Source organism: Phenylobacterium sp. (genome assembly GCF_030693625.1).
Classification (GTDB): Bacteria; Pseudomonadota; Alphaproteobacteria; order Caulobacterales; family Caulobacteraceae; genus Phenylobacterium; species Phenylobacterium ferrooxidans.
The window spans coordinates 23,576-38,665 of sequence record NZ_JAUYAF010000002.1; the positions used below are offsets into that span (position 1 = coordinate 23,576).

The window sequence follows — 15,090 nt, forward strand, 5'->3', positions numbered from 1 at the left end:
GCGCCACGGTAAAGTTCCCCACAATCCTGCCGGGGTGGGCTAAGGCTGGGCGGCCATCGCCAAGAGGAGACCAACCTGTCGGTCATCGCCGCGCTGAACCATGTCACCCGGTACCGCTACGACCAGCCGGTCGAGCTCGGCCCGCACGTGGTGCGCCTGCGCCCTGCGCCCCACACCCGCACCTCGATCACCAGCTATTCGCTGAAGATCACGCCGGCGGCGCACTTCATCAACTGGCAGCAGGATCCCCACGGCAACTGGCTGGCGCGGATCGTCTTCCCCCAACCGACCCGTGAGTGCAGCATCGAGGTGGATCTCACCGCCGAGATGACGGTGGTCAATCCCTTCGACTTCTTCGTCGAGCCCTATGCCGAGACCCTGCCGTTCGCCTATCCGCCGGATCTCGCCCAGGACCTGGCGCCCTATCTGGTGGCTGACGACGGCGGGCCGCTGCTGGACGCCGCGGTCGCCGACCTGCGCCCGGCCGGTCAGGGTACAGTCAACTTCATCGTCGGGCTGAACGCCAAGATCCAGCGCGCCGTCTCGTATGTGGTGCGCATGGAGCCGGGGGTGCAGAGCCCCGACGCCACCCTGTCCCTGGGGTCGGGCTCCTGCCGCGACAGCGCCTGGCTGCTGGTCCAGGTTCTCCGCCGCCTGGGCCTGGCCGCCCGGTTCGTCTCCGGCTACCTGCTGCAGCTGAAGGCCGATATCGATCCGGTCGCGGGACCCATGGGGACCCAGACCGATTTCACCGACCTGCACGCCTGGGCCGAGGTCTATATTCCGGGGGCGGGTTGGATTGGCCTCGACGCCACCTCGGGCCTGCTGACCGGCGAAGGCCACATCCCGCTGGCGGCCTCGCCGCACTACAATTCCGCCGCGGCGATCACCGGGGGCGCGAGCCGGCCCGCCGACCATTTCGACTTCGCGATGAGCGTCACGCGGATCGTCGAGCCGATCCGCATCACCCGTCCCTTCGAGGAGACGGACTGGAGCGCCCTCGACGCCCTGGGCGACCGGGTCGAGGCTGACCTGCAGGCTCAGGACGTTCGCCTGACGATGGGCGGCGAACCGACCTTCGTCTCCATCGACGACTTCGAGTCCGCCGAATGGAACATCGACGCTTCGGGCCCCACCAAGCCGATCATCGCCGAGCAGTTGCTGCTGCGGCTGCGCGAACGGTTCGGGACTGGCGGGATGCTCCACTATGGGCAGGGCAAGTGGTATCCGGGGGAGCCCCTGCCGCGCTGGGCGCTGGGACTCTACTGGCGCCGCGACGGGGTATCGATCTGGCGCGACGGCGAAACGGTTGGCGAGACCCACCGCCCCGCCTCCGTGGCCGACGCCCGCGGCCTGATCCAGCGCCTGGCGCACCGTCTCGGGATTGATCCCGGCCTCATCCTGCCGGCCCGGGAAGATCCCCTGCTGACGATCAAGACAGAGGCCGACCTACCGGCCAATGTCGCGGTCACCGACCATGAGCTGGACGGGACAGACGCCCGCGCGCGCCTGCGCCGCAACCTGGAGGGCGGTCCCTCCAAGACCGTGGGCTATGTCCTGCCCCTACGTCGCGCCACAGCCAAGGCCGAAGGCGGCGGCTGGCTGAGCGAGGCCTGGGTGTTCCGCCGGGATCGGCTCTACCTGATCGGCGGCGACAGCCCCATGGGCCTGCGACTGCCGCTGGACAGCCTTCCGGAGGTCGATCCCAAGGACTATCCGCGCATCGTCCCGCGCGACCCCTACGAAGAGCGCGCGCCCCTGCCCGATTTTGCGGCGCTGGACCTGCCGGACATGATCCCGCCCCGGCCGGCGGGAAAGGGCAAGACGCCGATCGTGCGGACCGCCATCACGGTCGAACCCCGTGGCGGCCACCTCTATGTCTTCATGCCACCGCTGGCGCGGGCGGAGGACTACCTCGAACTGGTGGCGCAACTGGACGCCGCGGCCCAGGACCTGTCGCTTCGCCTTGAAGGCTATCCGCCCCCGGCCGATCCACGCCTGGACGTGTTGAAGGTCACCCCCGACCCCGGGGTGATCGAGGTCAATGTGCAGCCGGCGGCCACCTGGCGGGAGGCCGTGGAGATCACCACCGGGGTCTATGAGGACGCCCGCGCCTGCCGCCTTGGCGCCGACAAGTTCATGACCGACGGGCGGCACGCCGGCACCGGCGGCGGGGCCCACGTCGTGGTGGGCGGCGCCACCCCCGATGACTCGCCCTTCCTGCGCCGCCCCGACGTCCTGAAGAGCCTGCTCATCTACTGGCAGCGCCATCCGTCCCTGTCCTACCTGTTCTCCGGGCTGTTTGTCGGTCCGACCAGCCAGGCGCCCCGGATCGACGAGGCGCGGCACGACGCCCTCTACGAACTCGACATCGCCCTGGCCGCCATCCCGGCGCCGGGCAAGAAGACGCCCGCGCCCTGGCTCGTGGACCGGTTGCTGCGAAACCTGCTCACCGATGTCGGCGGCAACACCCACCGCACCGAAATCTGCATCGACAAGCTCTACTCGCCGGACGGCCCCACAGGCCGACTGGGGCTGCTGGAGTTCCGCGGCTTCGAGATGCCGCCGGAGGCCCGGATGAGCCTGGCCCAGCACCTGCTGATCCGCGCCCTGATCGCCTGGTTCTGGCGGGAACCCCAGACCGGGCGCCTGGTGCGCTGGGGCACGGCGCTGCACGACCGCTTCATGCTGCCCCACTTCGTCTGGAACGACTTCCAGGCGGTCCTGGCTGACCTCGGCGGCGCGGGCTACGACTTCGACCCGCGCTGGTACGAGGCCCAGCGGGCCTTCCGGTTCCCGGTTCACGGACAGGTCCGGTATGGCGACGTCAGCCTGGAGCTGCGCCATGCGCTGGAGCCCTGGCACGTGATGGGGGAGGAGAGTTCTGGCTCCGGAACCGTGCGGTTCGTGGACTCCTCGGTTGAGCGGCTGCAGGTCATGGCCGACGGCTACATCCCCGAGCGGCACATCATCACCTGCAATGGCCGGGCTCTGCCCATGACGCCGACCGGGGTGTCGCTGCAGGCGGTGGCCGGGGTTCGCTACAAGGCCTGGAAGCTGCGCAGCGGGCTGCACCCCACTCTGCCGGTGAACGCGCCGCTGACCTTCGACATCCTCGACCGGGCCAACAACCGGTCGCTGGGCGGCTGCGTCTATCACGTGGCCCATCCCGGAGGCCGGAACTATGATACCTTCCCGGTCAACGCCTACGAAGCCCAGGCCAGGCGTCGGGCGCGCTTCGAGATGCAGGGTCACAGTCCAGGCGTCCGACGCCTGCCTGCCGACGAACGGAGCGACGAGTTTCCCATGACGCTGGACCTGAGGACCTCGGTTGGCCGCTGACACCACCACCGCCGATCGACGGCAGGAGCATCTGGAGCCCACGGCCGCGCGCCGGCTGTCAGGCTGGCTGAAGGGCTACAAACCCCTGACCGGCATTCCGGACGAGCTGTTCGACGCCCTGGGCCGCCCCCGCGACCACTGGCTGAGCCTGCTTGGGGACTTCGCGGAATATCCCGAGGGCGAGTTCAATAGCCGGTTTGGCCTGGCCACCCGGCACATCCGCGACACCGGGGTCTCCTACCGCATCTATGGTGAGGAGAGCGAACGCAGCTGGCCGCTTAATCCCCTGCCCCTGATCCTGGGCCAGAAGGAGTGGGGCGAGATCGCGGCTGGGGTGATCCAGCGGGCCAGGCTGATGGAAGCGCTGCTGGGCGACATCTATGGCGAGGCCAGCCTCGTCGCCGACGGCTCTATACCGGCCGCCGCCCTCACCGGCAGCATCGACTTCGTGCGCGCCATGCGTGGCGTCAGCCCTCCCGGCGGCCGTCACCTGCAGATATACGCCGCCGATCTCGGGCGGGGCCCGGACGGCCGCTGGTGGGTGCTCGACGACCGCACCCAGGCCCCCTCCGGAGCCGGCTACGCCCTGGAGAACCGGCTGGTGCTCAGCCGCGCCTATCCCACCCTCTACAACGCCATGAACGTGGAGCGGCTGGCGCCCTTCTTCGACGCGTTCCGCCGGGGCCTGGCGGCCGCCGCAGACCGCTCCGACCCCCGCATATGCCTGCTCAGCCCCGGCCCCTTCAGCGAGACCTATTTCGAGCAGGCTCACCTGGCCCGCTACCTGGGGTTCCTGCTGGTGGAGGGCGACGATCTGGTGGCCCGCGACGGCCGCGTCTATGTGCGCACCATCGCCGGGCTCAAGCGCGCCGATGTGATCCTGCGCCGCGTCGACGCCGATTTCCTCGATCCCCTTGAGCTCAACAGCGCCTCGCGCCTGGGCACGCCGGGCATGCTGGAGGCGATCCGCTCGGGCGGGGTGGTGGTGCTCAACATGCCGGGTTCCGGGGTGGCGGAGTCCAAGGCGCTGCTGGGCTTCATGCCCTTGCTGAGCCGCCGGCTGCTGGGTGAGGAGCTTCGCCTGCCCAATGTCGCCACCTGGTGGTGCGGCCAGCCGCGCGAGCGTGAGATGGTCGAGGCCAACCTCGACCGCCTGGCCATCGCCCCGGCCTTCAACGCGCGCCTCGACACCGGCGGGCTGACCCGGCCGCAGTTGGTCTCGGACCTGACGCCGGAGGCCCGCGCCATCCTGCTGGCCCAACTTCGCGACCGCCCGGGCGACTTTGTCGGGCAGGAGGTGGTGCGGCTTTCGACGATGCCGGTGCTCCGCGACGGCCGCCTCGAGCCCGCCCCCTTCGTGCTGCGGGTCTACGCAGCCTGGACGCCGGAAGGCTGGAAGGTCATGCCCGGCGGCTTCTGCCGCACCTCCGAGCGCCTGGACGTGCGCGCCATCTCCATGGGCGAAGATGCCTGCACCGCCGACGTCTGGGTGATGGACGACAAGCCGGTGGAGCGCATGACGCTGATGGCCAGCAAGGAAGAGGTGAAGGTCCGGCGGATCCTGGGGCATCTGCCCAGCCGGGCGGCGGACAACCTGTTCTGGCTCGGCCGCTATCTGGAGCGCGCGGAGGCCACCCTTCGCTTGGCCCGCAGCCTCTGCACGAGCCTGATGGATTCCGAGACCGCTCTGCACACCACCGGTGAGACCCTGGCCTGCCTCCAGAAGCTGCTCATCGAATGGGGCGCCCTCGACGAGGAGGCGCTTGGGGCTCCGGCCCTGGAAGCGGCGCGCAACGCCCTCCACGATCAGAAGGCCTACGGCTCGGTGATCTATCTGGTGCGCGCCGCCCAGCGCGCGGCGGCCAGCATGCGCGAGCGTCTGTCGGTGGACTTCTGGGCTCTGCTGCTGAACCTCGAGAAGGAGCTGGCGGAAGGCGCGCAGAACCCGCTGTCCGAAGCCGAAGCCCTGCAACAGATCGAAAGCGCCCTGCAGCTGGTCGCGGCCCTTTCCGGCCTGTCACAGGAAAATATGAACCGTGTGGCCGGCTGGCGGTTCTTCGATATGGGCCGCCGGATCGAACGCGGCATCAACACCTGCCGCCTGGCCCACACCCTGGCGCCCGATGAGGCCACCACCGATGACCTGGACCTCTTGCTCGACCTCGCCGACAGCCAGATCACCTACCGGGCCCGCTACCTGGTGGGCCTGGCCTTGACGCCGGTGCGCGACATGCTGCTGCTCGATCCGTACAACACCCGGTCCCTGGCCTTCCAGGCCCAGACCCTCAAGGACCACCTGGCGGTCCTGCCCTCGCTGCTGGACGACGGCATGCTGGAGGAACCCAGCCGCATCCTGCTGCCGCTGGCCACCGAGATCGAGACCGCCGACGCCCGCAACCTCACCACCGCCAAGATGCTGGCGTTCGAGCGCGCGCTCATGGACCTCTCCGGCGCGGTGGCCGACCGTTACTTCCTGCAGGGCGCCAATGCGGTCCCCACCCTGAAGCTGTCGGCCTTGGCGTGATCTACGGCCTGCGCCATCGCACCACCTACACCTACGAAGACCCGGTGACCTTCGCCCGCTGCGTGCTGCGCCTTACCCCACTGTCTTCGGCCTCCCAAACCGTCCTGAGCAGCACAGTGTCGGTCACCCCCAAGCCGTCCACCAGCCACGAAGCTGTCGGCCCCTTCGGCGAGAAGACCCTGACCGTGGTCCTCGACAACCCGCACCGTGAGTTGATCATCGAGGGCCGCTCCCGGATCGACGTCCACGCGCCGCCCCCGCCGCAGCCGGCCGCCACCCCCCCATGGTCGCAGATCCGGGATCAGGCCTATAGGAGCCGCGCCCTGAGCCCCGATGGCCCGGCGACCTTCCTCTATCCAACCCGCCGCACCCCCATCACCCCGGCGATCACCGAGTATGCCCGCGAGAGCTTCCCCGCCGGCCGGCCCATCCTGGAGGCGGCGGCTGAGTTGATGACCCGGATGCACGCCGAGTTCGTCTACGACCCGGAAGCCACGACGGTCTCCACCCCGGCCCCCGAAGCCTTCGCCGCGCGCCACGGGGTCTGCCAGGACTTCGCCCACATCATGATCGCGGGCCTGCGCGGCCTGGGCTTGCCGGCCGCCTATGTCAGCGGCTATCTCCGAACGATCCCGCCCCCCGGCCGTCCCCGGCTGGAGGGCGCCGACGCCACCCACGCCTGGGTGTCGCTCTGGTGTGGGGACGTCGCCGGCTGGGTCGGCCTGGATCCCACCAACGCGATTCTCACCCAGAACGACCATATCGTGCTGGCGGTGGGCCGCGACTATTCCGACGTCGCGCCCATCGACGGCATCATCCTGGCCCCCGGGGTCCAGACCCTGAAGGTCGAGGTCGACGTCGCTCCGGAAACCGAGGCCGTCGCCCCCCTCCACCCCTGAGCCCCGCCTCGAGCTGGGTTAAGTCCGGCCGTCACCGATGTCGCGCAAATGCCACGCGCTCGCACCCGATAATGCGAACCGCTCGCCATTGTGTTGATAATGCGAATTCCTCCTCGCGCACTGGATCGCGGGCCTGGCCGTGCCGGTGATCTATGCCGCCCACCGGCTGATCAGTCGGCGGCGATGAGGATAAAGCTCACATTGTCCGGTGCCTGACGGGCCAGGGTCGTCGCCAGCAGCCAGTCGGCCGAGGCGGCCAGGTCGTGGCGGTCGATCCCCGCCAGCTCGTCCTCGGTGACGCAGGCGGTCAGGCCATCGGAACACAGCACAAAGAGGTCGCCGGCCTGGATGGGAGCGAAGCGGCGGTCCAGGTCGATGGAGGGCGCAGATCCCACCGCGCGGGTGATGACGTGGGCGCTGGGATGGGATTTGCGGCGGGCCTCGGGCAAGGCGCCCCCGTCCACCAGTTCCTGCACCACGCTGTGGTCGCGGGTGATCGCCGACACTGTCCCTTGCCGCAGGTGATAGGCGCGGCTGTCGCCGGCCCAGAGGCAGGCATAGTGGCCCTCATGGGCCAGCAGGGTCACCACCGTCGATCCGCTGGTCGCGCCCGAGGCCGCCTGTTCGGCGAACAGCTCGGCGTTCACCCGGCGCACCTCGCCCTCGATGTCGGCGATGCAGGCATAGCCCGAGGCGCCGTGCTCCACGTGGGACAGGGCTTCGATCAGCCGGCTGGCGGCGACATCGCCGGCCTGGTGCCCGCCCATGCCGTCGGCCACGGCCCACAGGGTTTGGGCCCCGCACTCCAGCAGGCGGTCTTCGTTGACCGTGCGCCGGCGGCCGGCGTGGCTGCGGGAAACTGAGCGGAATCTCAGGGGCGAGGCTTCCGGCGATTGGGCCAGGGCGCTCACCGGGCCTCGGGGTCCGTCGCGCGGCTGTAGGCCTCGGCGAAGGCGCGCCGCAGGGCGTCGTCCTGAGTTCCCTCGGCGCGGCTGGTGAGGGCCGCGTGGCGGCGATTGTGGATGTCCCAGCATACGGCCTGGCGGCTGCGAAGCATGGAGCCTTGCGACTTGGCTTCCGCTTCGATGGTCTCCGGCGCGAAGCTCTGCAGGACGACCTCGGCCGCGGCGTCCGCGCCCCGGGCCAGGGCCGCGAGGTGCTGGTTCAGATCCTCGAAGGAGGCGCGCACCGCCTCTGCGTCCGACAGGAAGGCCGCGTCGCCGCCGGTCAGCAGGTCCTGCGCCACCTTGCGGGTGGGCGCCCACTTGAACGGGTTGTTCTGGGCCGCCCGGATGGTGGTGCGCTCCAGCTCGTGGTCGCCCTTGAAGCGGGCGCGATCGGCCATCAGCGTGGCCAGGCCGATCACCGTCTGTTGGTAGATGGCCCCCAACCGCCGCATGAGGTCGGTGGGGTCCTCCGAAGAGAGGGCTGAGGCGTCCAGCTTGGCGCCGTCGCAGAAGGCTTCCAGCAGGGAGGCGTCGCGATGGGGCGACGGCGCGGCCGGCGGGTCGGTCCAGGTGGCCGGCAGGGGAGTCACCTGGGCCGCCAGGGGCGCGTGCAGGGTCGTGGCCAGGCCGGCGTCGGCGACCTCGTCGTTGGGCGCCTCCTCCACCAGGATGGTGAAGGCGCCCAGCCGCAGGCTCTGGCGGGCGCTTATCTCCACCGGCAGGTCGCGCGGCGCGCGCGCACCGTCGGCCAGGAAGGTCCCGTTGGTGCTGGTGTCCTTCAGCAGCAGCCGGCCGTCGACCATCTCCAGGCTGCAGTGCAGACGCGACAGCGTGCCGTCGGGATCGGGCAGGGCCCAGTCGGCCGAGACGTCACGGCCGATGGTGACCGGAAGGTCGGCGATCAGCCGCCCCTCGATCTGCTCGAAGGGCTGATCCTTGTGGAACAGGCGACAGATGTACATCGTCCCCCCTACGCTGAGCGTCGCGGCCAGGCGGGATCGAAGGGCGTGCCCACGGCGCTGGAGGGCTGGACCGGCGCGGGCTTGGGCTGCGCCTCGGCGACCGTCGGCGCGATGCGGGTCTCGTCCAGGGCGCGCGGGCCGCCCGAGGGGCGCTCGGCCGCCTCCAGACGTTCCTGCACCGCGGTGGCGAACAGGTTGAAGCCGTCGAAGAGCTCGCCGAACTCATCCTTGCGGCCGTGGGAGATGCGGAAATCCAGGTCGCCCATGGTGGCGTCCCGCAGGGCCTGCTTCAGGCGGCGCACGGGGGCGGCCAGCATCTTGGCCAGGGTGAAGCTGATCATCCCCACCACCAGCAGGATCAGGGTGCTGAGCGCCAGCATCAGGTTGCGCGAGGTGTCGGCGGCGGCCTGCAGCTCGGCCTTACTGATGCTGACCTCGATCATGCCGAACTTGCGGTCGGCATAGAGGATGGGATGGACGAAGCGGAAGCCGTCGCGTCCGTCATCCAGCTTGATGTCAGTCACCGTCACGTGGCGGTTGCGCTGCACCACCACCTCACCCACGGGCGGGCGATAGCGGGCGCCCAGCAGCTTGGGATCGCTGGCGCCCCGGATGATCCCCTCGGCGTCCACCATGGTCATCCAGCGTACGGACTGGTCCTTGGCGGCGGCGGCGATGAAGGCCTGGATCGGGGTCCAGTCCTGCTCCATCGGCAGGGCGGCCGAGTTCTCCACCGACGGCAGGGCGGCGTTGCTGGCCACGAAGGCCGAGATCGAGGAGCCCGACGCCAGCGCCATGCGCTCCATGGCGCGGTACTGGCGATCGAGCACGGCGCTGACGCTGATGGCCAGGGCGATCGCGGTGACCGCCACCATGCCCAGGGTCAAGCGGATCTGCAGGGGCAGGTACTTACGGCGCGCCGAGTCCTCGGCGTGCACGGCTTCATAGGCCTTGGCCTCGCGGGCCAGGGCGCGGGCCAGTTCCGCGCCGTCGGCGAACCGCCGCTCGGGACGTTTGGCCAGCAGCTTCTCGACGATGAAGCGCAGGCCGCCGGGGCAGCCCGGCTCCACGGTGGCGATGGAGGGCGGGTTCTGCTGGGTGATCTGGAGGGCGAGCGTCGCGGCGCTGGTCCCGGAAAAGGCCTGCTTGCCGGTGATCAGCTCGTATAGCACCACCCCCACCGAGAACAGGTCGGAGCGGCCGTCCACCACCTGGCCCAGGGCCTGCTCGGGACTCATGTAGCGCGGCGTGCCCAGCACCTGGCCGATCTGGGTGCGGACGTGTTCCTGATCCGTGAAGGCGGCGTCCTCGGCGACCCGGGCGATCCCGAAGTCGAGGATCTTGATGGAGGTTCCGTCCCGGCCCAGCATGATGTTGGAGGGCTTGATGTCCCGGTGCACGACGCCCGACAGGTGGGCGTAGCTCAGGGCCGCGGCCAGCTGGCCGCCGATGGCCAGGACGCGGTCGCCGGAGAGCTGGCCTTCCCGAGCCAGCACCTGGTCGAGGGACTCCCCCTCCAGCAGCTCCATGGCGATGTAGGGATATCCGTCGGCCTCGCCGACGTCGTAGATCGTAACGATGGACGGGTGGGCCAGCGCGCCGGCGGCCTTGGCCTCCCGCAGGAAGCGCATCGCATATTCGGCATTGCGCCGGTATTCCTGCTTCAGCAGCTTGATGGCCAGCACCCGGTCGATGCTGGGATCATGGGCGCGCCAGACCTCCGCCATGGCGCCCTCGCCAATGCGTTCGCGAAGCTCGTAACGACCGATCAGGCGCATTCCGCTTAACCCTCCGCCTGACGCCAGGGGCGCATGGCTCTTCGCCAGCAACCTAAGGCGGAGTCGTTAAGGGGTGGTTGGCCGAATCAGGGCTTGGCGCGCACGGCGCCGCGGATGCGGACCGCGCGGGCCAGGTCGCGCTGGATCAGCGCATTGCCCGGATCCAGCTGGCTTGCCTGGGACAACAGGGCCACGGCCCGGTCGATGGCCCCGCGATTGAGCTGCTCCAGCCCCTGGGCGCGCAGCTGGGCGGCGCGGGCTGCATTGGCCCCCGGCTTGGGGGTGACGTCAGGGGCGGCGGGGCGGGGGGCGGCGGGCTTCGCCACCGGCGCCTGGGGCGACGGGCGAGGGGCGGCCGGACGCGGAGCGGCCGCGGGCCTGGAGCCGTCGGGGTTGGGGATGGGCGCCATCTTGCCATAGCCGCGCGCCGGGTCGGTCGCCGAGTCGGGCGTGGCGGCGGTGGGGCCGCTCGCGCAGGCGCTGAGCGCCAGGGCCGCGGCGAGCAGCACGAGGGGGAGCATCGGGGAGCGGGTCATGCGGAGCGGCGGCTTTCGGCGGCTTTCAGGCGTGGACGGGGCGCGGCGACGCGCCAGGCGGGGGGATCGCGGACCAGACGGCGGAAGGCTTCGCCGGTCAGAGGCTTGGAAAAGTAATAACCCTGGAAAACGTTGCATCCGAGGTCATGCAGGGTCTGGACCTCCTCGGCGGTCTCGACGCCCTCGGCCAGGATCAGCAGGTCGAGACCCCGGCCGAGCTCGATCAGGGCCTTACAGATGGCGCGGCTGTCGCGCCGGCTCTCTATCTGGGTGACGAATTCCCGGTCGATCTTCAGTTTGTCGAAGGGCAGGTTCTTGAGGTAGCTCAGGCTAGAGTAGCCGCTGCCGAAGTCGTCGATGGCCAGGCTGACCCCCATGGCTCGCAGGTCGCCGAACAGGCGCAGGGTGCCGGTGGCGTCGGCCATGGTGGCCGTCTCGGTAAGCTCCAACTCCAAGGCCCGGGGGCTGAGGCCATGGCGCTTGAGGGTCCGCTCCACCTTCCCCACCAGGCCAGGATCCAGCAGCTGACGGGCCGACAGGTTCACCGCCACCTTGAGATCGGCCAGCCCCTCGTCCTGCCACAGCCGGGCCTCGCGGCACGCGGCGTTCAGGACCCAGAGGCCATAGCTGTCGCTGAGGCCCATCCGCTCGACGATGGGGATGAAGCGCGCCGGCGAGATCGGACCCAGGCTGGGGTGATCCCAGCGCAGCAGCGCCTCGGCCCCGATAATCCGACCCGCCGCCAGGTCCACCACGGGCTGGAAGACCATGGTGAGCTGATCGTCGGCGATCGCCCGGGTCAGGCCCTGCTCCAGGGTGAAGGCCTCCCGCGCGATCTCGGCCGAAGGCGGCTCGGGCAGGGTGAGGTCGCCGGTCCGGGAAGTCTCGGGCCGCGCCAGGCCGGCGGTGACCCGCAGCAGAAGCTGGCCCGCGTCGTTCCCGTCGCGGGGGAAACTGACCGCCCCGGCCTCCACGGTGGGGGTGAGCAGGGTCGCGCCATCCGCCAGTTCCTGGCCGGCGACATAGACGATCGCGCGGAATTCCCTCGACGAGGCCTCCAGGTCGGGGGGGCCGCGGAACCAGACGGCGAAGCAGTCGCGGTCGATCTGGGCGATGACGTGGGCGGCGCTGGTGGCCGCGGTGAGCCGCAGGGCGAAGCGCTTCAGGGCCGAGTTGGCGGCGGCCAGGTCGAAGGCCGCGAGGCGGTCGAAGTCGGCGAACCGGATCGCGCCCAGCAGCCTCGGGCCGCAGTCGTGCGCGATGTCGGCGTGGATTTCCTCCGCCAGGGGCTCGCGGGTCGGCATGCCGGTGGTGGGATGGATGTTGGCGGCGCGATGCTTGAGCGCGTCGAAGCGGTGTCCCAGCTCCCTGAGCAGATGGGGCAGGCTGCGTGTGGAGCCACCCTCGAACAGCCGCGCCGCCAGCCGCTCGGCCAGCACGACCTGGCTGACGACCCGGGCGAGGAGGATCGCGCCTCCGGCGAGCAGGGCGGTCGCTGCGGCGGGGTGCAGGGTCCCTGCGACGCCCCCCGAAAGCCCCACCGTCAACAGGGCGACGGACGCCGGAATAGCGACGGCGTTCGAGATCGACCACCGGCGCGCCGGGGCTTCGAAGCCGCTCTTGACCGTCATATGGTCGCCAATCCTGCCGGAATCCTCGTGACCCGTTTAGCGTGTGAGGATTAATCGATCATGGGCGGGGCGGGATTATCTGCCCTGCCGGCGGCTGCGGACCTGAGATCAAGAGGGTAGAACCCCGCCGCGGGTGCGGATTGGCCGCCCACCGCTGTCGTCTCCATTCGGGGTGAAGCCGCTTGGCAAGTCGCTATGGCCTCGAGATCCGCGCCGCCGACAGCGTCGACGCGCCGGGGATCACAGAACTGCTGCAGGCGGCGGGGCTGTTGGCCGCCGCCGCCTTGGCCGCGCGGCTGGAGCGGCTGAAGGCTGAGCGCGCCACGATCCTGCTGGCCATCGAGTGGGGGCCGCCCAGCGGGCTCATCGTCTTCCACGCCCGCCAGACCCTGCTGGCCGATCTCCCCTGCGCCTTCGTCAGCACCTTGGTGGTCGGACCCGACGCGCGTCGCCGCGGGATCGGACGGCTGTTGTTGAAGGCCGCCTCCCAGGCGGCCCGAAGCGCCGGCTGTGGCGAGCTGCACATATCGGTTCCCGAGGGCCAGGCAGGCCTGCGCGCCTTTTGCCAGGCGACGGGTTTCGATGAGCAGGACGCAGGCTTCGTGCGCCCGCTGCGCAAGCGGAACTGACGCCTAGATCGCCCGGGCGCGGCCCTCCCAGTAGGGCGCGCGAACCTTGTTCCGCTGGATCTTGCCGGCCTCGGAACGCGGCAGGCTGGTGGCGAAGTCGATCTGGCGGGGGATCTTGAACTTGGCCAGATTGGCGTGGGCGAAGGCCAGAATCTCCTGCTTCAGGGCCTCGCTGGGCTCATAGCCGGCCTTGAGCTGGATCACCGCGCGAACCTCCTCGCCGCGTTCGTCGTGGGGCACGCCCACCGTGCAGGTGTCCTCGACGGCCGGGTGCTTGATCAGCTCGTTGTCCACCTCCTGCGGGTAGATATTGACCCCGCCGGCGATGATGGTCTCGGCGTTGCGGCCGGTGAGGAACAGGTAGTCGTCCTCGTCGAAATAGCCGATGTCACCCATTGTGAAATAGCCGTCGCGGCGGTTGGCCTCGGTCTTGGCGTCGTCCTTGAAGTAGTCGAATCCCCCCTGGATATCGAGGCGCATATAGATGGCGCCGGCGACACCGACAGGACATTCCTCGCCGGCCTCGTCCAGGATGCGCGCGGCGTGCGGCGCGGGCCGTTTGCCCACCGTGCCCGGCTTCCTCAGCCATTCCTCGGAGCTCACCACAAAGCCGACGCCACCCTCGGAACCGGCGTAGTATTCGTTCAGCACCGGCCCCCACCAGGCGATGATGGCGTGTTTCACCTCGGGCGGACACGGCGCCGCGCCATGGGTGATCTTGCGCAGGGAGCTGAGGTCGTAGCGCCCCCTCACCTCCTCCGGCAGGGCCAGCAGGCGCTGGAACATGATCGGCACGAAGTGGCCCCGCGTGATCTTGAAGTCCTCGATGGTCTTCAGGACCAGTTCGGACTCCCACTTATCCATCAGCACGGTGGGCACCCCGTTGGTCAGGGCGCGGCGCACATCTCCAGCCAGGGGCGCGGCGTGATAGGCCGGGCCGGTGCAGAGGTGGATGTCGGTCTCGCGGTCATAGGTCTTGTCATGGCCCGGCACGACCGCCTGCGGCTTGTGCACCCCCTTGGGCCGCCCGGTGGTGCCTGACGAGTAGAGCATGGTGTAGCCGCGCACAGGATCGTCGATGTCGACGGGGGAGAACCGGGCCAGGGCCGCCTCGTACCTGACGAAGCTCGGCAGGTCCCCACCGATGGCCACCTTCAGCCCCAGGTTCGGGCACTGGCCGGCCGCCGCCACCGCGGTGGCCACATCAGCGTCGGCGAACAGGGCCTTGGCCTCGCAGTTTTCGATGATGTAGGCGATCTCGTCGGCGGTCAGGTGCCAGTTTACCGGGCTCATGCGCACCCCCACCCGCAGGGCGGCGAACAACACGTCGGCGAACTCCACCCGGTTGGAGCACAACAGGGCGATGGAGTCCCCGGGACCCAGCCCCTGCTCCCGCAGCAGGCGGGCGATCCGGTTGGCGTTGGCGTTGAGGTCAGCGAAGGTCCGCGTGCGGCCGTTCAGCTCATGGACCGCCACCTTGTCGGGCTGCACCTGCGCCCAGACGGCGGGCGCCATCCCGACCTCGATCGCCGCGTTCAGGCGCGATTCCAGATCGCCAACCGAAGCCTGGCTCATATCCATTCTCCCCGCCCGGCATTGAGCAGCCGGTTCGGCGTCATCTTCCGGAACCCTGCGCGATGACGCAACGGCAATCCGCAACCGCGGGCGATTGAACCGGACTTCGGACCGCAACCTGTCGTTGGGAAAAAACTGCGGAGGTCGGCAAATCCTGCCACGGCCAAGGCTGCGACATTCCACGTATTCGATTGTTTTTGAACGATTTCTCTCATGGCGGTCGGACAGGCACAGCCCTTGCAACCACGGTTAACGGGCGCGGTCGCG

General features: G+C 69.7%; 10 protein-coding genes. 4 read left to right on the plus strand and 6 right to left on the minus strand.

Annotated elements, in window-relative coordinates; translation table 11 throughout:
• Nucleotides 1-93 precede the first annotated feature (93 nt).
• From Q8N10_RS00195 to Q8N10_RS00205, 3 genes are read left to right on the plus strand one after another with little or no spacing between them, the layout of a single operon-like run.
• Nucleotides 94-3,342, plus strand: a complete 3,249-nt coding sequence (locus Q8N10_RS00195; RefSeq protein ID WP_304776899.1) for a DUF2126 domain-containing protein — start codon at nucleotides 94-96, stop codon at nucleotides 3,340-3,342.
• The gene (locus Q8N10_RS00200; protein ID WP_304776796.1) at nucleotides 3,332-5,866 is read left to right on the plus strand and encodes a circularly permuted type 2 ATP-grasp protein; all 2,535 of its coding nucleotides are present in this window, start codon (nucleotides 3,332-3,334) and stop codon (nucleotides 5,864-5,866) included. Before Q8N10_RS00195 ends, Q8N10_RS00200 begins: the two co-directional genes overlap by 11 nt.
• Entirely contained in the window at nucleotides 5,863-6,765 is a 903-nt protein-coding gene (locus tag Q8N10_RS00205; protein ID WP_304776798.1) for a transglutaminase family protein, read from the plus strand. Before Q8N10_RS00200 ends, Q8N10_RS00205 begins: the two co-directional genes overlap by 4 nt.
• A gap of 170 nt (nucleotides 6,766-6,935) precedes the next feature.
• On the opposite strand, the gene Q8N10_RS00210 is transcribed toward Q8N10_RS00205, so the two are convergent.
• From Q8N10_RS00210 to Q8N10_RS00230, 5 genes are all read right to left on the minus strand, one after another.
• Complete coding sequence (locus Q8N10_RS00210; protein ID WP_304776801.1) at nucleotides 6,936-7,676, minus strand: PP2C family serine/threonine-protein phosphatase; 741 nt, start codon at nucleotides 7,674-7,676, stop codon at nucleotides 6,936-6,938.
• Complete coding sequence (gene tagH, locus Q8N10_RS00215; RefSeq protein WP_304776806.1) at nucleotides 7,673-8,674, minus strand: type VI secretion system-associated FHA domain protein TagH; 1,002 nt, start codon at nucleotides 8,672-8,674, stop codon at nucleotides 7,673-7,675. Before tagH ends, Q8N10_RS00210 begins: the two co-directional genes overlap by 4 nt.
• An 8-nt stretch (nucleotides 8,675-8,682) precedes the next feature.
• Entirely contained in the window at nucleotides 8,683-10,452 is a 1,770-nt protein-coding gene (locus Q8N10_RS00220) for a protein kinase (protein WP_304776809.1), read from the minus strand.
• Between the two features lie 86 nt (nucleotides 10,453-10,538).
• Nucleotides 10,539-10,988, minus strand: coding sequence for a hypothetical protein (locus Q8N10_RS00225; RefSeq protein WP_304776812.1), 450 nt, complete (start codon nucleotides 10,986-10,988; stop codon nucleotides 10,539-10,541).
• Nucleotides 10,985-12,619 (minus strand): bifunctional diguanylate cyclase/phosphodiesterase, encoded by a 1,635-nt coding sequence (locus Q8N10_RS00230; RefSeq protein ID WP_304776814.1) that lies wholly within the window; start codon nucleotides 12,617-12,619, stop codon nucleotides 10,985-10,987. The genes Q8N10_RS00225 and Q8N10_RS00230 overlap by 4 nt, the downstream gene beginning before the upstream one ends.
• Nucleotides 12,620-12,801: 182 nt before the next feature.
• On the opposite strand from Q8N10_RS00230, the gene Q8N10_RS00235 reads away from it, so the two are divergent.
• A complete protein-coding gene (locus Q8N10_RS00235; RefSeq protein ID WP_304776817.1) occupies nucleotides 12,802-13,248 on the plus strand; it encodes a GNAT family N-acetyltransferase in 447 nt (148 codons plus the stop codon).
• Between the two features lie 3 nt (nucleotides 13,249-13,251).
• Here the strand turns inward: Q8N10_RS00235 and Q8N10_RS00240 are convergent, their stop codons facing one another.
• Nucleotides 13,252-14,823 (minus strand): AMP-binding protein, encoded by a 1,572-nt coding sequence (locus Q8N10_RS00240; protein ID WP_304776820.1) that lies wholly within the window; start codon nucleotides 14,821-14,823, stop codon nucleotides 13,252-13,254.
• Nucleotides 14,824-15,090 lie beyond the last annotated feature (267 nt).